This window comes from Halorubrum alkaliphilum (genome assembly GCF_017873815.1).
Lineage (GTDB): Archaea > Halobacteriota > Halobacteria > Halobacteriales > Haloferacaceae > Halorubrum > Halorubrum alkaliphilum.
In genome coordinates this window covers 12,875-39,471 of record NZ_JAGGKQ010000013.1, presented here as the reverse complement: position 1 = coordinate 39,471, position 26,597 = coordinate 12,875, and the positions used below count along the sequence as shown (strand labels likewise).

At 58.6% G+C, this 26,597-nt stretch carries 16 protein-coding genes and 12 tRNA genes; 3 read left to right on the top strand and 25 right to left on the bottom strand.

Translation table 11 applies throughout. The annotated features are described in order from the left end of the window. Positions 1 to 184 precede the first annotated feature (184 nt). The 17 genes from J2751_RS09395 to J2751_RS09315 form a co-directional block, all read right to left on the bottom strand. Positions 185 to 916 carry a beta clamp domain-containing protein gene (locus tag J2751_RS09395; protein WP_209485466.1) on the bottom strand — a complete coding sequence of 244 codons (732 nt, stop codon included), beginning with the start codon at positions 914 to 916 and terminating at the stop codon, positions 185 to 187. A gap of 94 nt (positions 917 to 1,010) precedes the next feature. Continuing rightward, positions 1,011 to 2,828 (bottom strand): transposase, encoded by a 1,818-nt coding sequence (locus tag J2751_RS09390; RefSeq protein ID WP_209485464.1) that lies wholly within the window; start codon positions 2,826 to 2,828, stop codon positions 1,011 to 1,013. A gap of 146 nt (positions 2,829 to 2,974) precedes the next feature. Beyond that, positions 2,975 to 3,514: a hypothetical protein gene (locus J2751_RS09385; protein ID WP_209485462.1), complete on the bottom strand. Its 540-nt coding sequence runs from the start codon at positions 3,512 to 3,514 to the stop codon at positions 2,975 to 2,977. A gap of 58 nt (positions 3,515 to 3,572) precedes the next feature. Then, entirely contained in the window at positions 3,573 to 3,866 is a 294-nt protein-coding gene (locus J2751_RS09380) for a hypothetical protein (RefSeq protein WP_209485460.1), read from the bottom strand. Positions 3,867 to 3,926: 60 nt separating this feature from the next. Further along, a tRNA-Gly gene (locus J2751_RS09375) sits at positions 3,927 to 3,999 on the bottom strand. Positions 4,000 to 4,026: 27 nt separating this feature from the next. After that, positions 4,027 to 5,556, bottom strand: a complete 1,530-nt coding sequence (locus tag J2751_RS09370; RefSeq protein ID WP_209485458.1) for a TROVE domain-containing protein — start codon at positions 5,554 to 5,556, stop codon at positions 4,027 to 4,029. A 67-nt stretch (positions 5,557 to 5,623) separates the two neighbouring features. Then, positions 5,624 to 5,698, bottom strand: a tRNA-Arg gene (locus tag J2751_RS09365). A 480-nt stretch (positions 5,699 to 6,178) separates the two neighbouring features. Next, a tRNA-Glu gene (locus tag J2751_RS09360) sits at positions 6,179 to 6,254 on the bottom strand. Between the two features lie 177 nt (positions 6,255 to 6,431). Then, positions 6,432 to 6,504, bottom strand: a tRNA-Glu gene (locus J2751_RS09355). A gap of 34 nt (positions 6,505 to 6,538) precedes the next feature. Next, positions 6,539 to 6,665, bottom strand: a tRNA-Thr gene (locus tag J2751_RS09350). 79 nt (positions 6,666 to 6,744) lie between these two features. Continuing rightward, positions 6,745 to 6,827 (bottom strand) — tRNA-Leu (locus J2751_RS09345). A 42-nt stretch (positions 6,828 to 6,869) separates the two neighbouring features. Then, positions 6,870 to 6,951: transfer RNA gene (locus tag J2751_RS09340), tRNA-Leu, on the bottom strand. Between the two features lie 47 nt (positions 6,952 to 6,998). Next, a tRNA-Ser gene (locus tag J2751_RS09335) sits at positions 6,999 to 7,084 on the bottom strand. Positions 7,085 to 7,453: 369 nt separating this feature from the next. Beyond that, a tRNA-Ser gene (locus J2751_RS09330) sits at positions 7,454 to 7,540 on the bottom strand. Positions 7,541 to 7,544: 4 nt separating this feature from the next. Continuing rightward, positions 7,545 to 7,617 (bottom strand) — tRNA-Pro (locus tag J2751_RS09325). 248 nt (positions 7,618 to 7,865) lie between these two features. Further along, positions 7,866 to 7,939 (bottom strand) — tRNA-Asp (locus tag J2751_RS09320). A 6-nt stretch (positions 7,940 to 7,945) separates the two neighbouring features. Then, positions 7,946 to 8,021 (bottom strand) — tRNA-Gln (locus J2751_RS09315). Positions 8,022 to 8,675: 654 nt separating this feature from the next. Between J2751_RS09315 and J2751_RS09310 the strand changes: the two genes are divergently transcribed. Next, positions 8,676 to 8,984, top strand: coding sequence for a hypothetical protein (locus tag J2751_RS09310; RefSeq protein ID WP_209485456.1), 309 nt, complete (start codon positions 8,676 to 8,678; stop codon positions 8,982 to 8,984). A 58-nt stretch (positions 8,985 to 9,042) separates the two neighbouring features. Here J2751_RS09310 and J2751_RS09305 read toward each other — a convergent pair whose 3' ends face one another. Together J2751_RS09305 and J2751_RS09300 are read right to left on the bottom strand one after the other, a co-directional pair. After that, complete coding sequence (locus J2751_RS09305) at positions 9,043 to 10,293, bottom strand: RNA-guided endonuclease InsQ/TnpB family protein (RefSeq protein ID WP_209485454.1); 1,251 nt, start codon at positions 10,291 to 10,293, stop codon at positions 9,043 to 9,045. Between the two features lie 94 nt (positions 10,294 to 10,387). After that, positions 10,388 to 10,543, bottom strand: coding sequence for a type II toxin-antitoxin system HicB family antitoxin (locus tag J2751_RS09300; protein ID WP_209485452.1), 156 nt, complete (start codon positions 10,541 to 10,543; stop codon positions 10,388 to 10,390). A gap of 847 nt (positions 10,544 to 11,390) precedes the next feature. Between J2751_RS09300 and J2751_RS09295 the strand changes: the two genes are divergently transcribed. Further along, positions 11,391 to 12,341 carry a helix-turn-helix domain-containing protein gene (locus tag J2751_RS09295; RefSeq protein ID WP_209485450.1) on the top strand — a complete coding sequence of 317 codons (951 nt, stop codon included), beginning with the start codon at positions 11,391 to 11,393 and terminating at the stop codon, positions 12,339 to 12,341. 23 nt (positions 12,342 to 12,364) lie between these two features. Here J2751_RS09295 and J2751_RS09290 read toward each other — a convergent pair whose 3' ends face one another. The 6 genes from J2751_RS09290 to J2751_RS09265 all read right to left on the bottom strand — a co-directional run bounded on the left by J2751_RS09290 (position 12,365) and on the right by J2751_RS09265 (position 25,571). Beyond that, the gene (locus tag J2751_RS09290; protein ID WP_209485448.1) at positions 12,365 to 14,695 is read right to left on the bottom strand and encodes an Eco57I restriction-modification methylase domain-containing protein; all 2,331 of its coding nucleotides are present in this window, start codon (positions 14,693 to 14,695) and stop codon (positions 12,365 to 12,367) included. Between the two features lie 204 nt (positions 14,696 to 14,899). Further along, positions 14,900 to 15,211, bottom strand: coding sequence for a hypothetical protein (locus tag J2751_RS09285; protein ID WP_209485446.1), 312 nt, complete (start codon positions 15,209 to 15,211; stop codon positions 14,900 to 14,902). Between the two features lie 288 nt (positions 15,212 to 15,499). Then, positions 15,500 to 16,864: a restriction endonuclease gene (locus tag J2751_RS09280; protein ID WP_209485444.1), complete on the bottom strand. Its 1,365-nt coding sequence runs from the start codon at positions 16,862 to 16,864 to the stop codon at positions 15,500 to 15,502. Between the two features lie 111 nt (positions 16,865 to 16,975). After that, positions 16,976 to 20,728, bottom strand: coding sequence for a UvrD-helicase domain-containing protein (locus J2751_RS09275; RefSeq protein ID WP_209485442.1), 3,753 nt, complete (start codon positions 20,726 to 20,728; stop codon positions 16,976 to 16,978). Continuing rightward, positions 20,725 to 24,192, bottom strand: coding sequence for a PD-(D/E)XK nuclease family protein (locus J2751_RS09270; protein WP_209485439.1), 3,468 nt, complete (start codon positions 24,190 to 24,192; stop codon positions 20,725 to 20,727). Before J2751_RS09270 ends, J2751_RS09275 begins: the two co-directional genes overlap by 4 nt. Positions 24,193 to 24,545: 353 nt before the next feature. After that, positions 24,546 to 25,571 (bottom strand): threonine ammonia-lyase, encoded by a 1,026-nt coding sequence (locus J2751_RS09265; RefSeq protein ID WP_209485438.1) that lies wholly within the window; start codon positions 25,569 to 25,571, stop codon positions 24,546 to 24,548. Positions 25,572 to 25,666: 95 nt separating this feature from the next. Between J2751_RS09265 and J2751_RS09260 the strand changes: the two genes are divergently transcribed. Further along, complete coding sequence (locus J2751_RS09260) at positions 25,667 to 26,473, top strand: alpha/beta fold hydrolase (RefSeq protein ID WP_209485436.1); 807 nt, start codon at positions 25,667 to 25,669, stop codon at positions 26,471 to 26,473. Positions 26,474 to 26,597 lie beyond the last annotated feature (124 nt).

The following is a 26,597-nucleotide window of genomic DNA, read 5'->3' as shown; positions in this document are numbered from 1 at the left end:
GGGAAGGCAATAGAAGTTCAGCGAATTCTACCCCAGAACCATACCGATCGGCGGCAAACACGGGCAAAGACCTGGGGGAGGGGGTTTATACCACGACCGCTCAGATACCAGAATTGCAGTACCTAGATCGGTGAACTCATCGGGACACGGGAAGCCTGCCCGTCACTACAGGGCGAACGCGAGATCACGCGTTAGGCCGGATCGTGTATGTGACTGTTGCGTGTCCGGCCGCAATCGGATATTCGACCCGCAGCGGACTACCTGGACCCCATTGGAGTCGAACTGGTGTGTCAGCGGGAATCCGCTGTTGAATCGGGTCCAAGTACGTCAATGAGTACGACTCTTCAACGCGCGACTCCGGTACCTCACAGGTATTCGATAGTGGGACGTCCACTCGCACGTCGTCCGTGTCTCCTGTCCCCGCTATGTAAGCCAATCTCTCAGTCGATGTCGTGCCGAACTCGACGCGGTCAGTCATGTCTACAGCGAGGTCAATGACTTTCGACAGCATGGCAGGTGAGGTTGTGATATCGACCGCCGTGCCCGGCTCTGTTCGTAACCAAATCTCCGGAACATTCACCTCTCGAATCGTGCCTGTCCGGTACAGCAGTTGCTTCGCAGTGATTTGAACTTCATTCGTGGTCGGTATTGCCATCGTGATCGTGTCCACCGATGGAATATCATGAACATCCAGCAGGCCGTTCACATCGAGGGCTGTGGATGCGGGTGTATCACCCGCCTGTAGGAATTCAAACGCTGAGTGTGGCATGTGAATATCGACCCAAGCGGCACGTGCTTCGTCAGTCGCATGGATCGTCACCGCATCTGCCGTGATGTCGATGTGGGCTTCGCCGTCGAACACCATCACTGGCTGGAACGTCTCCCGAAACACGTTCGTTGACACCTCTGCGTGCATCACAGCAGCCACCCCTGTGCGACGAGCTGGGTCGAACGACTGGTGAATACAGTCAGGCACGTCACCCACCGACAGCTACGCATCTGACTGCAGATCACGGGGTGTCACCCGTCCGCGTGAACGTCGAATCAACGACGCCGAGCAACACTTCATAGTAGGTGACGTCCAACCGGAGCGCGTACTGCGGAGACGCTGCACGGTTTATCAGCGTGTGGAGGTTGTACAGGAGAGTTCCGAGATGAAACAGAAACAGGCGCGTATTATGATTCGGTGATTGCGTGTTCGGCGTGTACTCATGCTTCAACTGCCTGATGAACGTTTCAGCTGACCAGCGGTACTGGTACGTCTCAAACAGATCAGCCATGTCGCACTCTGCCGGCGACAGATCCGTAAGAAACGCTAGCTGCGGGGACATCTGGTACCGGTTCTGGAGATTTTCCGGCACGGGGTGGACGTACAGGTTCGGGGCCACTGACAGTCCGCCGAATTCCACGTTCGACTGGAACCGTGATTCATCCACCGGCGTTGCCTCGATGACTTCCGCGACTTCGCCCTTCGAGAGTTGTTTCGCTCGAATCACCCAGTTGTCATCGGCGATCGCTCGACAGGCACGCACCGCCGGAGCCGAGAAGAACTCACGGTCAATGTGTACGCGACCAACCGAATCACGTTGTTTAATCGGACGCATCAAGCGACGGAACTGCGGCGATCGCTCTGTTTTATCGCCAGCGATGTCGATCCCGACCGCAAACCGCGCGTCGCTATCGGTCAACGAGACAGTTGAGAAGCACCACCCGTACCCCGACTCACACTCCTCTGGATTCCGCAGTAATTTGGAGTCAGGATCGTCACTATCATCCTCGCCCCACCACGTCACCCATGTCGGGTCACACGCGATGTCCCGCTCCTCATCGAAGAAACCCAGCTCACCGATCACATCCAAGAATCGTTCCGTTGCGAGCGTGAACATCCGCCCGATGTCGTCCCGGTTGAGTCCTGCAAGCAACGCACTAACGTGGCCTGCTGTGGGGATATCGGACTCGTCATAGTACCATGCTGCGGCTGCTGGACCTGCTCTGACACCCCCGTTGACCAGCGCGGCTTGCGCGATCGCGGCGATAATCGCCCGAACACTGAACTGCGTGTTCTCTGCCCGGTCGAACGTGATCGGGGCCAGCACCTCATCCAACACCGTTGAAACCCAATTACGGATCGCAGCACGTCGAGTCTCAGGTTCGATGAGAGCTTCATCGATGATCGGAGGGACATCGAGACCGTGAGCAACGGCGACGCTATCAGGCAATTGGATCCCGGCACGCGTTACGGCGTGGACACTTCGCGTTGCTGCGGCTCTAATCGTGTCTCGATGTCCCACAGCCTCTAACGATTTTGCTGCACGCGCAACCGTCGAATTACTCGGTGCGGTGTCGTACCCGATCCGAGTGGTTATGTCCTCGTGGTCGTCGAGGTGCTCAACGATTTCCCGCCGAGAATTTACACCCCACGCATCAAGTAGCATGACCGTCTTCACGTGCCGCGGCTTAATAGGCAGGTCAGCAAACGACGTCTCTTCAACCGAAAGGGCTACGTCAGCGACATCCAGCATGGTAGCATCGAATGTCTTCGCTATCTCGTAGGTACCCTGCTGGCCTTCACAAGATGTACTTGCGGCTGACGTTCGGTTTTCTCGACCGATCTGTACCGCGAGGTGTGCTCGCCGCTGTAACTCGGCCATATCGGTGACAGGGTGTTCGATCTCAATGTTCGACCCGTGACTGGCAGCACGGTCGCCGTCTGCGTCCGGGTTCCATTTGTGGGTGAGATCTACATGTGAATGCTTTTTCGCCGATGTGATTTGTTCAGCGAACGCGTCGCAGTGAGTCACCCTGACCGCCGAATTATTCTGCTGCATAATTTGCTTGTCCGGTGCTGGAAACATAACCGTTTGCCCAGTAATACATGAGAAAATACGACTAAACCACACACTTCTACCCAAATATAACCCAAATTTTTATATTGGTATAGGAGTGGCAACTTGGTTTAAATTCGGACGAGACCCTAGATCAGGCAATAGAGGACCCAACACATGGAATTCAAAAAATACTGTAAATGCCTGACGACTGGCTCGCTGAGGTGGCGCTTGTATGCGATCTGGAGTTCTAACGATCCAATCGAGATCGCCTCATCACCAATTCTTGCTGTGATCGCGTTTTGGAGGGATGCGCAGTCGAACTCGTCACGTGCGAACTTCACTTCTGGATGCGGAGTAATCTGGTCTTCCGTGGCAACCCAGATGTTGTCGCCGTTATCAAGCATCTCGTACATCGAAGTGAGCGGCATCGCCGGGCCCCAGAACCCCTTCTTGTCAAGCGTCTCTGCGAGTTCGACTGTAGTCTCCTCGTCGATTCGTTCGATGAGGACGTCAACGTCTTCGGTAGAGCGTGCTCGCCCAGCGAGGATAGAGACGTATCCCGCGATGTAGACGTGCTTGATGTCGAACTGACCGAGAATTTTGGAAAATCTGATCGCCAGCTCGCCGAGCTGATTCGGCTCGTGTTCGACGACGAGTGTTCCATTCCGGAGTTCGATACCACCCATAGATGTTCGTCAGCAGGTGACCGCAGAAATCGTCGGGAATAGCGGTGCCCAGGTCAGGTCATCCGATACGCTTGATCGACTCAAGGCCAGGGACCTCGACGATCCGTCTCCTCACCTGCGAATCGGTCATTGTCGTGGTCCAGCGAATGGTGATGCCGACGGTGATAGTTGTTGCCGAAAGGTTCGGAGCGATACCGCGCATCTCGTCAACCGTGCCGGTATCGATGTCGTCGGGACGCGAGAGGCGCTCTTCGGCGTCGGTGACGAGATCGCTGTCTGCGCCACATGGGATGCGGATCGTGACGACAGCAGTCGTCGTCGGCTCGGGGTCGTTGTCATTGGAGATTGCCATGATGTCACCTCTGTTGAAGAGCGTCGCTCGGGCTATCTGATTCACGAGCTACGCTCCGAGTGCGCGAGGGGTGATTCGAACGCCCGTCTCGGTCGTGGCACGACCGCGTGATACCGAACTACACTACTCGCGCTTGACGGAGAAAGATGAGAGGACAACGCTATGCAGACTCGAAGGCCTCGATTGCATCGATGACCTGCTTCGGGTTTTCGGCGTGTTCGATGAACGAGAAGACGTTCTCCGACCACCCGGAGACGTTGTAGACGTTCTCGTAGCCTTCCGGGGTCACGAGGTCGCCGTAGGATGCAAGATCGACGAGATAAAGCGAGGTGTCCGTGGAGACCTCGTCTCGATACGCATCGAACGCTGCCTTGACCGTCTGGTTGTCGCGCGCCGTGAATGGTGTGCTGTCCCAGATCTGCATGTCGGTGAAGACGACGACTCGCTCAACGGGTTCTTCACGGTCGCGGAGATACTCGAACGCCTTCCAGCCGTTCGTCGAGTTCCCGACATCCTCGTCGATGGCCAGCACCGCATCTTGACGCTGCAGTACTGGCGTGTCCACGTGCATCGGAATGGTCTGGAAGTCGTCACCGAACCCGCCGACCTCTGCACCTTGGTCGGCCAGGATCGCACCGAATAACGCGCCGATCTCTTTTAACCTGAGCGTGCTGTTCTTGGACAGCGCCGTGTCCATCGACCCCGAGAGGTCCACGGCGACGAGCGTATCTCCGAGTCCGTCGGGCACCGTCTCGACAGCGGCGTCAATTGCGTCCTCCAGCCACCGCTCGACCGCCGGTGCTTGGACGTCCGCATTCTGGAGCGCGGTGTACGCCTGGTAGTACCGGAACGGGTACAGCGGCGCGTACCGCACCGCCTCTATGTCGAGGTGTTCCACGATGGTGTCCTCGTCGACACCGGCTTCGAGCATATTCCGGAGGTTCCGGATCGACGCGAAGATCGGCAGCGAGTACGTGTCGTCCTCGATGAGCGTCTCCCACGCGTCTCGGGTGTTGCCGCGCTCGGAGATAACCGTCTCCCAGGTGTTGGGCGACGGCAACGGTTCGACGTCGGGATAGTCGTCGAGATCGCCGCGCATGAATCGCTCGAACAGCACCTCTTGGTCGGTGTCGACGGGCGTGGGGTGGACGCGGTTGAACACGTCGTGCAGCGTCACCTCACGCCGCGACAGTTCGTACTTTCCCAGCGTGTAAGCGTCGGCCATCGAGACGAGCGCGTCTTCGATACCGCGTCGAAGCGGCCACGGTGCAGTCCCGCCGAAGAGCTGGTCGTGGATGGCGAGCGCGGTGGCCGTCTCGTCCATCCGCTGGATGATCGCCGGGGCCCACTCGCGGATGAGCGACTTGGGGGAGTCATCCTTGAATCGGTCGTCGTTGGCTGCCAGCACGAGCAGGACCTGTGGGATGTCCCGCAAGTAGAGTTCCTGTCGCGCGTACGCGGCGAGCTTCAGGACGAACTCCGGATCCTCGTCTGCGGCGGCGTCGAATCGCTGGACGACAGCGGCGAGTTGCTCGTCATCGGTTTCGTAGAACGAGTTCTCCAGCAGCTGGTTGATCGTGCGCTTGTACAGTGCGAGTCGAGGGTCGGTAGGCCCGAATGCTTCTCCACCTTCGTAGTTGGTGGTTCGCGTTGCCTCCGCGACCGTTTGCTTTGGCTTGTTGAATTCCATACTATCACTCGGAGCCGCAACAGGCGACTCCGATACCGGTGCTGCTCACACGGATGCAAGCAGCGAACGTCTCCGGCACGATTCGAACGTGCGACACTCGGCTTCGAAGGCCGGTGCTCTGTCCTGGCTGAGCTACGGAGACAAGGATGTGGCCGGAAAACTGCTGGAGCCGGAACAGCGTGCTACCTGGTTACACTACGGTGGAAGACCGGATTCCACCGCCGGGATTCGAACCCAGACTTCTGGCTCCAGAGGCGAAGGATGGCTCCAACTTGACGGCCACGGGATGAGTGATGGCGACTGGGAAACTGTCGAGGCGGATCCGGTGTCGAGAGTACCCTCGTGCTCTCTTTGTCCGGGATGTTCTCGATGGACGGGGCCACCGACAGGATTTGAACCTGTGAGTTCCTGGCGAAGCAACGCCTCGACTCGACGGTCGCCACGTGCGGTCGGGAAACTGACGGCGCGACGGGCTATGACTCCCGGTGTGCCTTGCGGGCTGAAGGAACGCACCGTCTCGACGACTGCACGCTATGGGAACCGACAGCGGACGCGTCACCGGTCTACGTCGTTACCTCGATGGTACGACGCAGAGCGTCGGTGTCCACTGCCAGTTCCCGAGTGCTCCCGAGGGGAATCGAACCCCCGACCTCCAGCTTGAAAGGCTGGCGTCTCTCGCCAACGGAGACTCCGGGAGCATCACTGCTACTGGTTCCGAGCGCCTGGAGAAGGACTCGAACCTTCCACGGTCAGGGTAACAGCCCGGCACCCCCACCAGGGGGGCCTCCCAGGCATCAAGAGGGCCCGACGGGATTCGAACCCGCTATTCTGCGGTTAAAGGCCGCTTGCCTGTCCGCATAGGCTCCGGGCCCACATGCTCCAGCCCGGATTCGAACCGGGGGTTCGGCCGTGAGAGGGCCGTGAGTTTGGCCGCTACTCCACTGGAGCGAATTGGCCTCGCCTGCGAAGGGTCATCGGCCAGTGGGACGGGCAGGATTCGAACCTGCGTGTTCTCGTTACAAGTGAGATGAAGGAACTCTCTCCGTCGCACCGGGTCTCCGGTAAAAATTCGGCGAGAGTGTGTGAATGCCGGGCTCTTCCACCGTCCCGCAGTCTCCCCGGCACGACTCGAACGTGCGTCTCCTCTTCTACAGGGAGGTATCGTAGCCGTTAGACCACAGGGAGAACTGTCGCCGCGAGAATTCGAACCTCGGGAGGACCTACGCTAACGGTTCTGAGCCACTTCCCGTTGACCACTGGGGTATGGCGACGTAACGTTGGATCGGGACTTGTCTACCGGCACGATGGCCGGATGCCGCCACCAGGATTCGAACCTGGGAAGGACTAACCACACGGCCCTCAACCGTGCCCGTTCGACCACTCTGGCATGGCGGCGCAATTCGAGAATCGCCAACGTCTCTGCGAATCACTTCGGCACGCAGCGGCGGGAGAGCGATTTGAACACTCGTGTCCTCGCGGACGCTGCGGTTCCAGCGCAGTCCCTTGACCAAGCTAGGGAAATCCCGCCAACGGTGAGACGGAGAGTCGAACTCCGAAGCCTCGCAGCTCTCGGTTTCAAACCGAGCGCGGTCGCCTATCCGCATGTCTCACTATCACCGTCGGAGCTTGCTCCGACGAGCCCGCCTCGCGTTGCTCACCGGGACGCCGGAACACGCACATCGCTCATTTTCTGACTCTCTCTTTCGAGGTGAATGCGCTCATCAGCACCCAGTCACGGCAGGGATGGATGACGGTTACCTTGTTCCGTGGAAGTACGCGCCGTCGCCGGTGACGCAGATTTTCACGCTTCCAATCGTGTCGATTGACGTTGTTTCACCGAGTGGGACGTGACGGAACGCTTCCTCCTCGCAGGCGGGGCAGACATTCGTTGTCATGACTCCGCGACCCGGATTCGAACCGGGAGGCCGATAGCAGACGGCTACGGCGTAGCAGGCCGCTGGGTTCCCCAATACCCAGTCACGGCACACTGAGCCGACGAGGATTCGAACCTCGGTCCTGTGCGCCCAAGGCACAGATCGTCGTCCGCTGGACCATCGGCTCACGGGACTGCCGAGCGTTCGGCAGTTGGTTATCTATCTGTACGACTTTCCAACTGCGCAACCTCGACCGAGTGGTCGTGATCGCGCGTCTCATCGCGGGGGCGTGCTTCGGGATCTCCCGGGAATACCACACCGGCTCATGTAGGTTACAGACCCTGCCGGGCCCAGCATCGCAGGAACGATCCAGCTGATCGCACCAACGGGCTGCCTACCTCGATGGGTATCCCCACGTGGTTGTCCACGCGTCCACGCCGACGCCGGGATTCGAACCCGGATCACGGCCGTGACAGGACCGTATGCTCGCCGGATTACACCACGTCGGCATGCAGTCGCCCCGGCCGGAATCGAACCGGCGACCTCCGGATTCAAAGTCCGGCGTCCCTCGCCAACGGAGACTCCGGGGCTCGACGTAGCCGCAGCTAACGCTGCGGGGGATGTGTGTAGCGACTCTTCGTACGCTCAGCGCGTACGGAATCGCTTGTTCGTTCCACTGTCAGGAACGAACGCAGACCAAACTGCCGCGAGCCTCAGTCGCCGTACTCGCGTGACGCTGTGAGCGAAACGAGTACTAGGCGAAAGCAGGCGGCACTCCCGTGTTCCCCAGCCCCTGACGGGTAGTCCGCGTGGGAGCCGGGTTATGCGGGTGAGAGTCTCCGGAGATCGCCGGATTGCGTCACACTTTCGCGTTCAATGGCGACGCAAGCCCAGCGATTCTCGTCCGGTCTCTCCGCACGCTGGTCTTGTAGGTACTCGCCGAACACGTGCCCCGCGGCTAAACGAGAACGAGCACGCCGCGGTTTGAAGCGAGTATCGACCATGTTGCGGGATTCTCCGTTTACGAGGTTTGTTTCGGACGTCAGTTACGGGTTATCGTGGCAACTGTATTAAATTTAGTTAGAGTGTGGTAATCATAGGCACTGTTTTGGCGAGTGTAGTTCGCGGTCCGATCATTGAAACAACGAATCTCTTTTTTCAAGCCGTAGCCCAGTGGTAGATCTGTGATGACACGGATGGCGCGTCACAACATCTATTGCTGTAAGGAACGAACGAGTAGATAAGATGGCGACGAACAACGACAAAATCCAGTTCCGAGGGGAAGCTGAGAAGGAAGCAACGCAGGTCGTCGACCAGATGCGTCTCGGGGGAATAAACATTAGTGAGCTTGCCCGACAGGGACTCCGAGAGAAACTTCGAGAAGCCCTTTCGGACGAAGAGAAAATCACTCTTCACCAGCAGTACAAGCAAGGAGATATCTCTAAAGATGTTGCAGAGATTCTTCTCGATGATGGCTTAGAGGAGATTGAGCGCGAGCGGAATACCTTTGAGGAAGCTTCAGAACTTGATACGACTGGGGTATTCCAAGAGTGACATCCTCCTCGCCGTAAACGGCGAGGCTTCCCGTACCGCATTTGGGATATTTGCTGGTCTACGACACGACCTGTTCTCTCGTGTGAAACGTCCCGCTCTCGCGGTCGAACAAGTGTGTCGATGGCTGTGCCACACAGCCGTTACTCCTATCCTCACCGTGAGGACTCGGAGTTATCTTCTGGCGCATATTCTCCGCTCCGTTACAATCCGCGTTGGCTACCAACTCACACGACGAGCAAACGTACAGCCCACGTTCGACACGGTTCGATTTCGTGTCGTCTCCACATCGTGAACACGTTTTCGAGGTGTTCCACTCGTTCTCTTTCAGCACCTCAACACCCCGCATCTCGCCTTTGTACGCGAGGTACTGGTAGATCCGGTCGAACGCCCACGAGTGGAGCTTCTTGTTCCCGGTCTTGCCCCAGTCTGACTCTCGGACGTCTTCCGGCCAGCTCACCGCGAGCGTGCCAACACCGCGATCAACGCACTCCGTGATGATGGCGTCCGTCACCGTATGGTAGTACTGTGTCTCACGTTCGGAGAGTTTCCGACGTGCCCACATCGACTGCTCTGACGGGCCGTTCTCTCCCTCGGTGTCGTACTCAGCTCTGGTGAAGTAGTGTTTGTCTTCTTTGAGCGAGTTTCCGGGGTACAACACGTATTCGTCGGGGAAGGCGATCGTGGCGATGTTTGTAATTCCGAGGTCGATCCCCGCAACACCGTCGCCTGCTGTGTCGGCAGATTCGAGCTCGACTTTACAGATAAAGTGGAGTTCCCATTCGTCACCGTTCCAGACGGCACGAACGTTCTGTACGCTGTTGACTTCCGAGAGATCAACATCAGGTCGAGTCTGGTACTCGCAAAGCAGGAAATCCGAGAAGTGTTCTTTCAGATTCGAGCCTTTCGAGAGTCGAACCCGGTTGTTCTCAGGGTCGTGTTTGAACCCGTCTTCTTTGAATGTCACCGTGGAACGTGGTCGGCTGTCGCCGTGTTTGCGGTAGCCGGGCGGATTCGCCTCGCTGAACTTGTGTCGCAGATCGAACCATGACTGGAAAGCGTCAGAAAGTTCTTCAATGACTTTCTGACTGGATTGTGCGTTCAAGTCTTTCCAGCACGACTGGTTCTTCATGTACGATTTCAGCGTTCCTGAATCGGGAATTTCGCCGGTTGCGTCCCAGATACGGTCAGCGGTCCATCGTGCGATGTTCCAGATTTTCGAGGCGGAGTCTCCGAGCGAATCAAGGCCATCACAAACCTGTTGGTGGTTCTGGATGGAACCAACGTAGGTGCGTGTGGCCTTAATCGCCATACATAGCCTATGTAAATACACTTACTTAATGGTGTGGATGAGCGTAGAATATCCAGCCTGCAATCGGTGAGAGACTGTGTCAACGTTGTCGGATTCACTCCCGGCGTAAACGCCGGGATTCTCTCCTCGTAGAAAGATCAGCCAGCACCAGCAACGCTTCCAATTTCGTCTCTCCCTGGGTCGTCACCCCGGTCTCTTCGTCCGTGATCACGAACCAGTCGTCCTCCCGCTCAATCGTGATCATATCCATACAGCCATCAACGTCTTAGTACGGTTAGAACCCTCTGGTGGAGTGCACAGAAACTATTTACAGCAACCCGATATTTGCTATTACAGATGGCTAGTCTCCCGTCGGTCGGGTTCTAGCCGGGAACCCAGTCACCGACGTGACTGATGGTTCTCGGTTAGAGACCAATGACCGAGAATACCGATGCGAGTAAATCTGAACAAACAGAGCATAGCAGCGCGTATTCCCACCACATCGACTCTGATGCGCGTTCCGTGTGTCAAGATACAAGTTCCCGTCCAGCATGCGATGCGTGCGACACCACACATCATGACGAACTCCACGATGTCTGTCTTGGAGAGACCGAGTACGATGTGTGTGGTGACTGCCTCCAGCTGCTCGTTGACCAAGTTGAACGATACTACTGGTGGGACCGCTTGACTGAAGCGCACTACAATCGCGCAGCAGCATTTCTTCGGTCGCTCGATGAGATCTGGTGCGTCAAAGATGGAGCATACGCTGGCGGTGAGTTGTGGATCCATACGCCCTATTGTGATGCAGCAGTCGTCAGAGATGTCTGTGATCACTTCGGGTTTCAAATCCGGTGGTTCAGCGTCGTATATGCTTGTGACGATGGATTTGATTGCGTCTCTGAGCATGGACCCTGTATCGAAATCAACCTCACCTACACGAACCGCCCTTCAAATCCACTCCCGTTAGAATCCGACATCCAGGATGACGTGACGTACCACGAGGTCGAATGGCTCGAAAATCATCACCGGCTGTTCGACTCGACAGCTGATTGAAATAGGCTACAGTAAAACAACTTCCAATAGCACTTATATGTGATTGACTATTTCGTTTTACAGTAGTGCTCACGAACGCAGGAATTTCACTCATCGACGCTCTTCACCGCGGGCGCGAAGCGACCATTAACGAGATCGCAGACGAAACCGGGTTTAGTACTTCACAGATCTACCGGACGGCCGATGAGCTACACACCGCAGGACTCATCGACGAATCCAGAGGCCATCACAATCAGCGACTTCTGCGCGTTACTGGCCATCCCGTGATCGAAGCGTACCGAAATCTACTCTCAAAACTAGGTCACGTTGAGTGGCCCAACCTGCTCTCACCAGCGACGATACGTATCTGCTGGTTTCTGAACAAACCTTGGCGCGCAAGAACAATCGCTGACCGGCTAGGGATCACCCGACAGGCAGTCCACAACGCGCTGGATTCGTTGAAAAATCGCGCAATGCTCTCCCCATCCGGACCGGAGTATGCGCTCGTACCCGGCCTACAACCGTTACACGACTTCGCAGAAGCCGTTATTCTCCACGAGCACCGCACCCGTGTCCGGCGTCTCGCGCCAAGTGCAACAGTCGAGTGGTCCGACCCCGAGCGGGCACTCGTCCACGTCCACACCAAAGACGACACCGCAGCTCTCCAAGCCGCTGATGAGTGGGAGATAACCGGACTTGCGCGGTTCGCCGCATTCGACCTCCAGTTTTTCCTGGCAGGTGAACCGGCATTTTGGTACGCACCGGGCGAGAATCTCACTCCTGCCCAGGTCGTCTGTCACAGTCTCGTGGCCGATACCGGATCAAGGCAAGTGAGCTACGCGCTCCTCCTCATCGAACACGCGGACATCCACGAGAATGATCTGCGCAGTATTGCACCGTGGTACGGTTTAGAACCCACAGCCTCGGATATGTACGCGTTTCTCAACGGTGAGGTTGACCAACGACAGAGCCGGGAGACAGTGCTCCCAAATCCCGACGAGTATGACTCATTGAAATCCCAGTACGGAGTGATGTGAGCCACAGGGTAGAGCGATGCCTGCTACAATTCCCGTTCGAGCACTGAATCGATTCGACTGATGATGGGCTCCTCATCCTCGTTACGTCGTGCGGCTTCCCGAAGGTCGTCGAAAGAGTCAGCGAGCGTGGAGACGACAGTATCAGGGAACTTTTGCGGATCGATGACAGGGATGTCTTTCGCGTCTCCCGGTTCGATTTTCTTTAGTCCGCTTGACAACGTGTGTTGCTCTTGCGAGACAATTTTGTCGACGAAGGTGGAGTTCAGATATGCGAGCAGCGCTTTCTTCCCGGTCCGTCCAATCGCCGGGTCAGGGTAGACCCCATAATAACTGTTCAGGTGTCGCGCGTTGGTTTCGTTGAGCAGGAAGCGGATGCCTGACCGGCTCATCGATGGTATCAGTATCGGCGCGACATCACCCCGCTCAACACAGTACCAGGGCTCCCGACGGTGGACGGTTGTCCGTGTCGAGAGCGTTTTGTGCTCAGGTAGGCCGTGCCGTAGATACTCCACTACCGAGACCGCTGGTTCTTCCGTTGTTGTAGCTTCACTCCACTTCGCGCGGCCAGCCTCCTCATCGTAGGTCGTTGCAGGCACTCCCTCGACGGGATCGGTATGGTATAGCAGCCGGGTAGGCCGGTCGTTATCATGGTGATGTTGCCAGTCGTTTGAACGAACATCGTACCCCTCGATGTACTCCGGCTTCGGAACCATTCGTTCGAGGAATCGCTGCTCGATTCTCCATGCGTCGATGGTCTCCTGTGTGAGGCAAAAGAAATCGTTCTCGCCCGTCTGTAACCCGCGGCGAACGTCCGCGAGTTCCGAGAGCGGCGTGAGACGAGGAGATGTTTCGACGTCAATCGGGTCGAACAAGCGCTCCCACTTCTGCTCGGGAGCCAAGTCCGCCTGTTCAACGCAGTGCACGACTCCCCACTCCGTTTCCCCTTGCCTGCCGTTTCGGACCGAGTCGGTGAGGCTCGGGACGTCCTGCTTCTCGTCGACGTGAATGAACCGCGTCACGTCCGTGTCGTCATCCTCACTCCGTGCTTCGAGAAACAGGATCAGCTCGGTCGTCTGCGCATTCTCGAATACCGACTCGGTGTTCGGATCAGACATCAGGAGCGCTTTCACGTGAAACTCTCGCAACAGGAACCGCTTGAGTGGCGTTCCGTAGTCCCGAGCCAGGAAGGCGTGTGGGACGATGACTGCCGTCCGATCCCCGGGATCGAGGAACTGCCGCAAGTGGTACAGGAAGTATGCATACAGCGGCGAGGTACCGGGGATCTCTACCCCTGTTTGGTCTTCGGCTTGGGCGTTGCGTTCGGCTCTGTACTCTGCGGGGAGTTCCTGATAGCGGGTATACGGCGGGTTACACACCACTGCGTCGACGTCGTGATCCAAGTCTCCCGGGGCGAGATCGAGGAAGTCAGTTAGTTGGGCTGTCGTGCCTTGTCGGGCCAGTGTCTGTGCTGTGATTCCCATACGGGCGGCGATTGGACTCCGATCAATTCCCGTGACATCTCCTGGATCAGTACTTACGTCCCATCGTGGATGGAACGGCGTCGACAAGCCGCCGGCACCCATGCCCGGATCGAGGACGGTGTCTCCACCGCTGGTCGCCCACGTCTGCATTAGGCTCCCGATCTCTGGTGGGGTTCTGTGCTGACCGATCGTCCTGCGGTACTCGCTTGGGAGTAGCGCTTCGTAGAGCTTCCCGATGGATTCTGCGGGCTGGCTCGAATACAACACTCTGTGTCGTTCGCTGAGGACTGCTTCCAGATCCGTCGCCTCGAATAGCTGCACAACGTCGTCAAGCACACACGCTTTGAATCCGGGGTGCCCTGTTCGTTCCTCGATTTGGCGAAGTGTGGTCTGCGGATTAGTGTCGAGCTGTGGCCACGCGTGCTGCTTCCGCTGTCGCTCGTAGAGTGCTGCCTGCAGGAGGACACTCAGGAGTGCTTGGCGTGCAATAATCGTCTGAACGGCTGTGTGTTCCAGTGAATCGAAGCCGTGTAACTCACACCAGTCTTCGAGCCGTCTCCGAAGCGACTGTGAGATCTCTGAATTTAGAGCTGGAACGACAGTCTCGGCGGCAGTTTTGATAGCGCCGATCAAGGTCTCTCCGACTACCGGTACGAACCCTTGGGCGACTGGGTCCCACTCGTAGTTGAGTCGGTCAAGTATCCCGCCAGTGAATCGATTTTTCACCTCCGGTTCCCAGACTGGAATCCCGACGCTTGCGGCTGCTCGATAGAGCTCTGGTTCGGAGAACGGTGGGGGGAGGGCATGGCCGTCGGCGGCGAGCTGTTCGATGACCTCCTCGATCTGCCCACGTCGACGGGCTTCTAACCCCACCGATGTGATCAATAATTCGTCTCTCCCGTCGCTCGATCCTACGGAGAGTTCGGGGATCGGATGGTACGTTCGCGTGTCGCACTTCGTCCCTCGCCGCTGAAGGCGATTGACACGCCTGGGTTCTGGCATAAGCCTCGCTCCGGGAATGATCCGAAGTACGCCACCCACCTACCGGGTTGTGGGCTTCCGAGGCGACTCCCGGAGCTACGTTTCGACTAGGTGGCCGAACTCGTCGACGACGATTCCGCCGTCAATCGCTCGCTCCTCACACCAGTCCAGCGCTTCGTCGTCGGTCAACAGCCGGATCTCTTCGCCAGGCGTGCGCTGATTGCTGATTTTCTCTGCCCATTTCGTGGCTGCGCCCCCCTCGCCGTGAAGGAAGTGCTCGCCGTCGGCGGTCTTGTACAAAGTTTCGATCAGGTAGTTAAAATCGCCCCTGTCGGTCAGCGGTGCGTACCTAGCGATCTGTTCGGCTTGGTCTGTATCGTACAGTTTTCGGTCGATGACTTGCTGCATGCACACCGGCAAAACCCGTGGGTACGTATAAACGTTAGCCCGCGATTTCTAACTCCTCAGGCCGTTAGAAGCAGAATCCGGACTCACAGCACGACCACCCGACTGACAGCACGACCATACCGCCAATAATAACAATTATCCAACTAAAATACGCCCGTAGAGGCGATGTATCAAGAATGGAACCGCGCGCGTCGGGAAACCAGCGTGGTTGCGTGAATGATGTTTTTGTAATCCCAGTACGAGACTGTGGAGACCCACCGAAGAATGGTCTGATATTTGCACCGGGAGTCAGAGCCCGCCAACGGTAGCCAGCACTCCGAGAAGTACGAGTACGACGAACACGGCTGCGCTGACGACCAGCCACGTGTTCTCCTTCGCTTTCTCGTAGAACGGCATCGCCTCGTACTCTTCCCGGAACGCATCACGGTTCGCCTCGTCATAGAAGTACTTCGTTTTGAACGCAAAGCGCTCGGTTACCGCGCATCCGGTACAGACCGGTGTTTCCTCCAGTCGCTCAGTTTTGATGTGTGAGTTGCAATTAATGCTTCCGCAGTTCGCACAGTACGTGTAGGTGTTGTCGGTGCCTGCGATGTCGCAGTGGACGCATTGGTGGATTTCGTCTTCGCTCGTTACGCGAGATGGTCCCGCCGCGAAATACTCGTACGGATACGAGTACTCCTGTAGATCCGTCGTGTGTCGGACCTGCGGCAGGTACACCGGTTCGATTGACTGTATCGAAATGTCGGAGCGGTTCGGTTCACACGTTTTTGTGTACGTGACGTTGTTGTCTCCCGTGTAGGAGACCGTCGTGGTTTGGTGTTCTCTGAGTCGGTCTACAGCCCAGTCTTTGTACTCGGTCTGTGTCTGCCCGAACCGCCGCTCTTCGACTACATCGAACTGATCTTCGAACCGGTCCGCTTCGAGATCGACGGTCGCGTGAAGGTTCTCCAACACGAGGTTCGAGACGTCACCGGACGCGGTCTCCGGGTGGCCGCGTTCGGCGTGAACGACGAACCGGGACCGATCGTTGACCCGGTGAATCACGCCGACCGACGTCTCGAAGACCGCGTTCGTGTCCGCCGTCACGGCGACGACCGGTCGGAACGTGACGTGAGAATGCGGTGCGGGAAGGTCCGTCGACTCGATGTTGTCGATGTCTTGGAACGCTTCCTCGGCGGGTGCCGCCACCGATGTCGCCGGATCGAACGGTCGAAGCGTTTCGTCGCACAGGATTTCGATCCGGCCGTTGTAGAGATCGAGTCCGATCTCGTCGGCGATCTCGCGCAGGTCTTCGCCGTCAATCAGCTCTATCGGGTACGGGTCGTCGTTCCGCCGGAGTCGCTGGGCGTACTCGATGGCCGGGCCGGTGAACCGACCGGTCGTCGCCACCATCCCGCGTTTCGGTCCGTCGAACTCGAAGGTGGCAATCGCCGAGTGCAGTTTCTGCACGACCGGACGCCCGACGGTTCCCGTGTGCTTGCACTCGACGACGACACCCCTGCGAGTCCCGTCAACGACCTCTTCCATCATGACGTCGCGCCCCTCGTCGGCCGTCCGTTCCGCCTGCCGGACGTTCTCGTAGCCGAGATTCCGGAAAACGTCTTCCATCACGTCCTCGAACTCGAAGCCGGAGAGATCGTCCAGGACAGCCATTTTGATGTTTTTATTTGTTGGTTGTTCGTCGTATATACGTTCCCTTGGATTAGTAGCGAAGCACTCAGGACGGCGTGAGTAGGTCGTCGATGTCCGCTACACTGAGATCTGTTAACCGAATCGGCATGGCCCGCCTTTGCTCTGCCCGTACGGGCAGGAGCCGCAACGAGTCGTTTCATCAAGCGCCGCCCGATCTGGGTGATCGTCAGGGTCGGGCGAGGGGGTGGTTGCTAACATGATTCGACCGTTTTCGTTGCGTGTGAGCGACAATTGCTTAGTGACACGGTTCAGCGCGGCGTCGAACGTCGCGTGATCAACGGCGACATCGTGGGTTGTCCCGCCGTCGTGGACGTAGATGAGGTGAGCGCTGGTGACATTGATATCGTAGAGGTTCGTGAGTAACCAGGCGTACGCTTGCAGTTGGGTTTTGTATCGACCGGTTGCGTACTCAGCGTCGGAGCGGACACCACCAGTTTTGTAATCGACGATGTGCCAGCCGCCGTCCCATCTGTACAGCAGATCGATGTCACCGCGGATCAGGGTCGTGGTCTCGCCGAGGTCGTGCGTGACATCAAATGTTTCTTCGGCAAGAATGTCTCCGTCAGCAACGCTCGCCTGGAGGCGTGTACCGGTGTCAGTGGCGTCGAAGTTCGGGATCACGGTGTCGGTGAGCTCATCAACCACTTCTTCTCCGTGTCGTGTGCGGACAGCAGCGAGCTCCGTGTCAAGGTCACGGCCGGCGACGACGTGTGCTTCAAGCACGTCGTGGACGACGGTCCCCCACTCGGCTGGGGCGAGCCCGGCAGGCGGTGAGATGTCCTGTTCGCGGGGCGGTGACATCGGTGTGACGTCTTGGACGTGTTCGTACTGATATCGACGTGGGCAGGACAGCAAGTCGTGAACGGCCGTCGCCGTCAGTGACTGTGGTCGTAACGGGAGCGCGTCAATCGTATCTGTCTCCGGTGTTCCGGCGAGGAACTCGTCAACAGCGGGTAACGGTTCACGATCCTGTGAGACGCGCGGTGTAGCGTTGAGCGGCACGTCATCAATTCCGAGTGTGAACGGATCGTGACTACCGGTGCTGGCAGTGGAGTGTCCGGCACGATCATCGAGGCGGTCGTCGGTTGGCGTGAGTTCGACGGTCCCGGTTGGTGCGTCGGTGTCTGGGAAGAACACGTCTCGCATCGGTGCCATCCACGTGGTGTACTCTCCGTGGTAGATCTGGTCGGTGCAGAGGCCGAAGAAGACGTGGTCGGCGGCGCGAGTGAACGCGACGTAGAGATTCCGCCACGATTCGGCGACCTCTCTTTCGAGATGTCGGTTCAACTGATTCCCGTACTGGAACTGTCCGTCGTCGGTTCGCTCGTCGGAGAGCCAAATCGGGCCGGTTGCCGTTGCGATCGGGCCGTTGGACCGATCGGTTCCGAGCCAGACGCCGTCATCGTCCGGACTATCCATATCGAGTCCCTCGGGGAATGGTGTGTCACCGGGTTGCGGGCGGATGGCGAGCCCGTCGCGGCGACTACAGACGAGCCGGTTGAGTTGCGAGCGCGGGAAGTTGAGTCGGTTCAACAGATCGACGAGGAACACGACGGGGAACTCACGACCCTTCGACGCGTGTACAGTGGTTAGTACGACCGCGTCGTCGTTTTCTTCGCTGGCGATCGGTGCGACGGTGAAGTCCGGTTGGTTCTGCGGTGTCAAATCTCGTAGCGTCGTGAGTCGATCGACGAGTTCTCGATACGCGAGGAGTTCGTCTTCTTCCCATTGGTCGATGAGTTCGGTGAGTGTCCACAGGTTCCCGTACTCACGGATCGCTTTCGGGTTCGTGAGCAGGACGGTCTCGAACCCTGAATGTCGGAGGATCTTGTGGACGAGATCGGATTTCGCCTCTTCACGACTCCACCGTAAGTCATCTCGGAGCGCGACGAGCCCAGCGATTCGGTCACGATCGTCGGATGGGAGGCGTTCGGGCCAGTCGTCGAGCAACGCTTGGACGCTGCCGTTGAACCGCGGGACGGTCCGAAGCGTCTCATCGGAAACCGCGACCAACGGGGACCTGAGGATACGTAGTAACGACGGACGGGAGTGTGGGTTAGCGAACCATTCGAGAATGTCGATGATGAGTTTGATCTCGGTTGTTTCGAACAGGTCATCGCTCGCATCGACTGCGGCGCGGAGGCCGCGATCTCGAAGCGCGGTGGCGTACTCCTCCATGCGAGACCGCGATCTGAACAGTAGCGTGATGTCACCCGGGTCCGGTGGCACGGGCGTACTCGCTTCGGATTTCGTGTACGGATCGACCCGCACCGGCGGGTCGTCGTCAGGGTCAACGATCGTCGCAATCGTCGAAGCGATGCGCTCGGTTTCGACGCGAACCCAGTCGTCACGCGTCGTGTTCCCGGAGAAATCCATCGCGTGAACGCGTGCCTGATTCGCGTCGCCGTCGTCACGGAACGCGTCTAACGGTTCATACGCGATGTCGATGTCACCCATACCGCCGAGGCTCGGGTGTGAGAACACGTGCGAGAACAGTCGGTTGGCCGCCGCGATGATGTCCGGGTGACTGCGAAAGTTCAGCGTCAACGGGACGTGCGTCAACCCGCGGATCCCGAAGTGATCATCGACGACACTCGGTTCGACGTCCCGGTCACGGAGGTTGTCCGCGCGTTGTGCGGCATCGATCACGTCGCCGAATATTTCCGGTTCCGCCGACCGCCACTCGTAAATCGACTGTTTCACGTCGCCGATCAACAGCACTTGCGTCTGGTGTGCGTCGTTACGGATCACGTGAGACAGCACTTGACACTGCGCGTAACTCGTGTCCTGTACCTCATCGACGAACACGTACTGGTACCGCGAGGCGAGGCTGTCCCGCCACCGATCGGCGACAGCCGACGGGAGGCGGCCATCCAAGCCGTGTGCGTCGCCGTCGAGTTCCCTGACGAGGAGAAACGTCACGTCAGTGTGTGATAGTGCGCCGGTTTCGAGCGTTAACCGGTCGTAATGCCGTTCGAACGATTCGAGCACCACGCTGAACGCGTCGATCACCGCTGCCGTGTTCTCGTACGTCTCTTGGACGTGTACGAGTAGTTGCGCGAGGGCGTCGTCGTCGGTATCGGATAGCATCGATGGATTCGGTACAAGTGACTCCAGGATTTCCTGTACGTCATCGATGGTTGCTGGCCGGTCGTGCCCGGCGTGCATTTCCGTGAGGCTCTTTCGAAGGTGTCGTGTGGCTTTCGCCGGCGTCCAGCAGTACTCCCGGCACTTCTGTTGGATCTGTACGACTAGATCACGGTAGCCGGCCGGCTGATCGTCCGTTGGCGGGAACGCGTCGCGGAGTTGCCTGAGTTCCGACGGACAGTCACCCCGCACAGCATCGAACACGGTATCGATGAGATCGGATTCGGTAACCGAATCGCGGATCTCGAACGATGCCGGCACCCCGATATCAACAGCGATCTCTTCGAGTAACCCTTGGAGGAACCCGTCGATCGTGCCGATATCCGCGTTCGTTTCGATGTTCCGCCACACCGCGTCGCTCAACTGGTCAGTTGTGACGGCGTCGTGTTCACGGAGCTGCGTTTTCAGCCGCGTTTTGAGCTCGTGTGCCGCGTCGTTCGAGAACGTCGTCAACAGGATCTGATCGAACGGATCACGCCCGGCGTCGTCCTCCGCGACGACGGCCTGTGCGACCGTTCGGATCATCGTCATCGTCTTCCCGGTCCCCGCGCCGGCGTTCACACACACGCGACCGTACTGCGGGTCATGGAACCTGTCGAACACGGTTTGCTGCGGGCCCTTCAACGACACGCTGCCCCGCGTCTCCAACGGCGGTATCGCGGAGATACGCCCCGTCATCGCTCGTTCACCTTTTGGGGTAGCTGACACAGGTCACGATACACGCACGTCGCACAGCCGTTGTCACCGCTTCCCGTGTTGTTCCCGTACCGATCCGTCCCTTCGCCCACGAACGCTTCGTCCACGTTGTACACGGCCGTCTCACCGATGTCATGCTGCATCGCTTCGAGGTGCTCCGTGAGATCCGCCCGCCACGATTCTGCCAAGCGCTGCCACGTTGCCGGTGTCACGCGTCGTTCCGTCTGTTCGACCGCATCAAGACAGTCTTCCGTCCCTGGTTGCGTGACAAGGTACCCGTTTCGGCCGCTCGGCCCGCTCACGCCTTGTTCAACGAACACCACGCCGATCGGATCGGTATATTCGATCGCGGCCCCGTGTAACCGGTGATCGAGGTCGAATTTCGACCCGATTTGACACCAGGTCGCGCCATCACACTGCCGGCACACGTCGTGACACTCCTGTGGCCGCAACGCCCCGTCACGCGGCGGCTCCCAGCACAGTTTCGGTGCGTGCGTTGCTGCACCGCGTTCAGCGACGTAAAAAACCGGGAGGTGATACGGTCCCGCGTCACGACCGTCGGGGTCCGGCTCATCTGCTGCCGGAAACGTCACCGTATCGACCCGGTGGGGGCCGAGCGCGAGCGACCCGTCGCCCGCATCAATTGTTCGCCCACCGACCCAGTCCCAGTTACGGGTTACCCCGGCCGCCAATTCCGACTGAACGCGCTCGTACTCCCGAATGAGTGACTGCGCGATCGACGGCGGTGCGTTCGACGGCGCGTTCTCACGCCACCACGCAACGACCGCGCCGGGGTCGCTGAACGCGTTCAAATCTGCCTGCCGGTCCGGCGCAAGTTCCTCGATCAGCACACGGATCGCGTCTCCATACCGGTCTGTCACGTGCTGTTCACGAAGCAGCCGTGGCACGCGCCCGAAGCGACTCGTCGGATTCGACTGCCGCCCGTCTGGAATCCGATTGCGGTCGATTTCGTCACCGTCTCGGTTGAACAGGTACTGGTAGAAGTAGTATTTCAGCTCACACTGTGCGTACAGATCGGCTTCAAACGACCGTGCCGGGTCACCCGTCACTGCTTCTCGGTCGATGTCCGGCGAGAACGCTGCGTCCGCTTCGTCAACGCCAACGCGGAACGTCGGGGTCGTCAACCGGTCAACCCGCGGGCGGATCGTCCCGTGGAACGCCTCGCCGTCCGTCCACAACGCCAGCCGCGTGAACGCGATCGGCGAGATAGACGGGCCGGACACGTGACCTGCGTCCGCCGCATGAAACGCGTACGCTCGCAGCCGATCCCGCCCGGCCAACTCACTCCACGCCGACACCGCACCGTGTTTCGCTACCGAATCATCCGGGGTGGCCGTCCCTGCCGTGGCACCGGAAGCTCCACGCACCGTTGGTAACCAGTCATCAACGGCGATCCGGGACACGTACGCGTCCTCCGTTGCCTCCGGATCGAGGTAATCGACGAACGACGACCACGCCACCGGATCCGACGCCGAATCCAGGTAATTGTGCAGCAACGTCACGGATTCAGCACTGACACCCGCCGCTGCCTCGTACAAATCGAGGTCTTGGCCGTACTGGCTCTGTCGATTCTCGTAAAACACGTACGGGTCCACGTCTTCCGTCGTTTCGCCGTCAGCTCCGTGTGCCACGTCGTACACCGCGTCGAACAAGTCTTCATGTAGAAACGTCGGTGGTGTGAACGATTGCGGGAACGTCTCCGCGGACAACCCGAGCACGAACACGTGTGCTGCATCGAGGAAGTACGTGTTACCGGCGTCCACCACTCGTACCGCGCTCGCGTCCGCGTTCCGCGTCCCGATCGACTCACTGCCCATCACGTCACCGACCGCCCGCGCAGCAAGCTCCCACCCACTCCCAGCATCAGTAGGGGTCAACTGCCCCGCTCGGTCCACGTACGCCCTGACTCGCCCAGCCTGATCCTGTACGCGTTCCGCGTAATGACTCTCGTGTTTCGACGACAAGTCCGAGCGGCTCGGATCCACCATCGGACCAACCGGGCTCTGCACGTCGGTTCCTACCATCTGCTCTATGTGCTGCCCTAACAGTCGCTGAATCCACTCACTCAGCCACGCTCCGTCAGGCACCGACCGGTCAGCTTGCTCCTGAATCCACGCTAGGTACACCGACGCGATCTCCCACTCACGCCCCGACCGGTCACCCGTGAACTCAGCCCACTCCGACACGCTTCGCGGCCCAGACGTCTCTTCGGCCGCCGCGAACTCCTCTTCGAGCCGCAGAAACTCCGCCTGCGGCACCGGCCACGATCCCACGTCCGTGTCCAGTACACACAACCCGAGCCGTAACGGACCGATTACCGCCTCATATCCGACTGATGCGTTCGGCCTTTCCGACACTACCGCGATCAGATCGATCGTCGCCTTCACGAACCGGTACGCCGGCACGTTCCCCATCAACACCCGCGTCTCCACGTGATACGGGAACTCGTTCGTCGTGAACACGTCCTCAACCACTGACCGGTACGCACCAGCATCACGCGCCACGACAACGACGTCTTTCGGCACCACACCATCAGCAAACAACTCCCGTATCCGCGCCGCCACCGCCTCCACTTCGCGCCGATGATCCGGTGCCTCGACCAACTCCACGCCACCTGCCGGCTCCTCACCCTCGAACTCGTTTTGCGCCACCGCCAACACGTCGTCAACCGCCTCACTCACCGCCGACCGTTCCGCCGTACCCTCAGTGACATCCACCCCGACGGCCCGTAACCGCGATACCAGATCCGTTCGCGTTCCCGACCGACCAAACACGTTCACCGTCGGCCCACCCGAAAGATCGTCTAGCGCCGCGAGTAACCGCGTCGTCGGGTTGTCAAACACGTTCACCGTCGCCACACCGACCCATTCAACCGTCGGAAACACCGCCTCCCACTCACCAGCGAGCCGCTCGCTCGCAGCCGCAACCAAGTGACTCCGCGACAAATACACGTGTGCCGGCACTTCCTGCATCCGCTCACGTAACGCTGCGTGAATCTTCGCAAACGCCGCCAACCCCTGTGATGATTTCCACGCCGCGAACGGATCCGACAGTCCTGCAGCGACCGCCTTCAACGACTCGTGACCCCGGTACGCTTCAGATGGCGCTCCGACGTTCGACGCCCGGAAATACGCTTCAAGCTCCGATGACAAGCGCGCATACGCGTCCTCATCCCATTCGACCCGATCGACGAACCGCTCAAGCGGCGTTTCCGGCTTCTCACACGCAGCCTCCGATACGATCTCAACGATAGCTCGCCGTCGCAACGACGGATCCAGCACTGCCGCCCGTGACCCGTGGTGAGCGGAGAGGACCGCCCGCGCAATATCCTCGATAGACGAGTACGACGCCGCCTGCGACGCCGGCACTCCCTCTGACACGAGCGACCGCTTCAGATTCCGCTCCGCGATCGACCCGGCCGTCACACACAACCGCCCCGACCGCTCCCCAAGCCCATGCGGCACCCCGCTCTCCCACTGTCGCAGCAAGAACTGATCTAACCGCTCACCGCGAACCACAACCATACCCACACCCGACACGCCCGCCCCGAATGATACTTTGGATCGCTTGAACCCACCCGAACACGAAACGAGGAGCAATGGTGCAAAAAGAGCTCACGTATAAAAAGACCGACCCTGATACCTGAAAGATCCACTTGAGAACGTGTATCTAGATGTTGGTGTCAAACCGTTGAGTGGGATATGCCCAAACCGACGGATGACGGGGACCTAATCCCCGTATTAAATGAGGTTGGTGTGTGGTGTGACCTCCTGGCAAGTCAGGCGTCGCACACCACTTGTTCAACCTTTGAGCCAGGGAGGTTCCGACCGGTGACCGGAATGACGACTGTCTGCCCGTTTATTTCGCCTCGGAGCGTTTCGAGGATGGCGAACGGCGGCGCACACGCGCCTTCCATCAAGATGCGTTCTTCTCGGAACACCGCCGCTACCGTCTCGACGATTTCCGCTTCACTCACCGTGTACATCTCGTCCATGTGCTCCCGCATCACCTCCATTGGAAGGGCATACGGGACGCGCGCTGCGATGCCGTCAGCGAACGTATTAGCCTCCTCTTGTGGAGTCAGATCACCGGTCCGCCACGCTTGGTAGGCCGCGTCAACGTTGGCGGCTTGAACGCCGATTACATCGGCATCAGTAACCTGCCCAACCGAGAGACTGTAGCCAGCTCCGATGCTACCGGCCCCAATCGGCCCGAGAACAACATCCACGTCAGGGAGTGTCTCGGCGATTTCCAGTCCCGCAGTTCCGGTGCCGGCGATCACTCGCCGTTCATTACCAGGATGGACGTATCGATATCCCTCTTCAGCAGCCAGGTCGGCTGCCCACTCTGCGGCGTCATCGTAATCGGCACCGACGACTTCGACACGCCCGCCAAGTCGTTCGATCCCATCAATCCGGTTCTGGCCCGTCCCCTCCGGGACGGTGACGAGTGCGTCAGTACCGAACCAACGGGCGGCTTGTGAGAGTGCGCGTCCGTAGTTTCCAGTGCTTGCTGTTATGACTCCTTGCTGCCGGAACTCCTCACTCAACCCAGCAAGAAGACACGTGATACCACGAATCTTGAACGACCCCGTCGGAAGCGTATCCTCTCGTTTCAGGTAGATTTCAGCCTCGTACTTTTCAGAGAGCCATTCACTCTTGACGAGCGGCGTCTGGGGGAGATGCCCACTGAGATCCTTCTTTGCTCGATACACGTCAGCAGTCGTTGGCGGGGTAAGGTCGTGGTATTCGAAAATCGTTGAGGCATCGGGCGACTCTACACGATGGTGTGAGGACGACGACATACTCGAATCACTGTCCTCAACACGCGTGAAACTACCCCTCACCGGACCACGTTCTGACGGGCAACAACTAACCTCTCCGTCAGCAACGATCACGTATGCCGACAGAAACAATCAACGGCACCCAGTTGTACTATGAAGAATCAGGTGATGGAACGCCAGTCGTCTTTCTCCATGGCGTGTTGATGGGTAGCCGGTTCTTCAACGAACAGCAGAACAGCATCGCTGAAGACCACCGGCCAGTCGTGCTTGATTTCCGTGGTCATGGTCGGTCTGCGAAGTCAGAGACCGGTCATACACTCCCGACGTATGCCGCTGATCTCGAAGCGTTCCTTGAGAGTCAAAGCTTCGAGAATATCGTGCTCGTCGGATGGTCAATGGGATCGCTGGTTGCGTGGGAGTACATCGACCACTTCGGCACTGACCGACTCTCCGGGTTCGTATCCGTCGAGCAACAACCGCTCGATCTCGAACAAGAGGACTACGAGCACGGCGTGTTTGACTTCGATGAACTGATTGATCTCATGGAACTCGCGCAAACGGATCACCACGAACTGGGTGCGGTACTGATCGACCAGATGTTCGCTAACGAACCGCCTGCCGACATCCGACAGCTCGTGTTCGACGAGATCGCCCGCGTTCCCCCCGCGATCAAAAGCGCGATCTTCTTCGATCAATCAGTCCGCGACTACCGCGATGTTCTCAGTGATGTAGATATCCCAACGCTCGTCTGCGTCGGTGAAGACGACACGTTGTTAGACCCTGCTGGAGTCGAATACATCGCAGAGCAGACGCCGAACGCTACCCTTGAACGATTCACAGACAGTGGGCACTGTCCATTCCTCGAAGAACCAGACAAATTCAACCGAATCATCACAGAATTTGTTGATAACTGCACCGAGTAGCACTCAAACGATATGACTCGAACCCACTGATTCTGGAGGACAGCGGTCTATTCACAGAGAAACAAGGAGGAGCCTCACGGCTTCAGATGTGAGAGGAATCCGACTGAGTACCGATACCCTGTGT

Excerpts from the sequence above, each read along its gene's own strand:
- J2751_RS09395 (WP_209485466.1), bottom strand. The coding sequence starts at position 916 with ATGCACGCAGAGGTGTCAACGAACGTGTTTCGGGAGACGTTCCAGCCA.
- J2751_RS09390 (WP_209485464.1), bottom strand. The coding sequence starts at position 2,828 with ATGCAGCAGAATAATTCGGCGGTCAGGGTGACTCACTGCGACGCGTTC.
- J2751_RS09385 (WP_209485462.1), bottom strand. The coding sequence starts at position 3,514 with ATGGGTGGTATCGAACTCCGGAATGGAACACTCGTCGTCGAACACGAG.
- J2751_RS09380 (WP_209485460.1), bottom strand. The coding sequence starts at position 3,866 with ATGGCAATCTCCAATGACAACGACCCCGAGCCGACGACGACTGCTGTC.
- J2751_RS09370 (WP_209485458.1), bottom strand. The coding sequence starts at position 5,556 with ATGGAATTCAACAAGCCAAAGCAAACGGTCGCGGAGGCAACGCGAACC.
- J2751_RS09310 (WP_209485456.1), top strand. The coding sequence starts at position 8,676 with ATGGCGACGAACAACGACAAAATCCAGTTCCGAGGGGAAGCTGAGAAG.
- J2751_RS09305 (WP_209485454.1), bottom strand. The coding sequence starts at position 10,293 with ATGGCGATTAAGGCCACACGCACCTACGTTGGTTCCATCCAGAACCAC.
- J2751_RS09300 (WP_209485452.1), bottom strand. The coding sequence starts at position 10,543 with ATGGATATGATCACGATTGAGCGGGAGGACGACTGGTTCGTGATCACG.
- J2751_RS09285 (WP_209485446.1), bottom strand. The coding sequence starts at position 15,211 with ATGCAGCAAGTCATCGACCGAAAACTGTACGATACAGACCAAGCCGAA.
- J2751_RS09280 (WP_209485444.1), bottom strand. The coding sequence starts at position 16,864 with ATGGCTGTCCTGGACGATCTCTCCGGCTTCGAGTTCGAGGACGTGATG.
- J2751_RS09275 (WP_209485442.1), bottom strand. The coding sequence starts at position 20,728 with ATGACGGGGCGTATCTCCGCGATACCGCCGTTGGAGACGCGGGGCAGC.
- J2751_RS09265 (WP_209485438.1), bottom strand. The coding sequence starts at position 25,571 with ATGTCGTCGTCCTCACACCATCGTGTAGAGTCGCCCGATGCCTCAACG.
- J2751_RS09260 (WP_209485436.1), top strand. The coding sequence starts at position 25,667 with ATGCCGACAGAAACAATCAACGGCACCCAGTTGTACTATGAAGAATCA.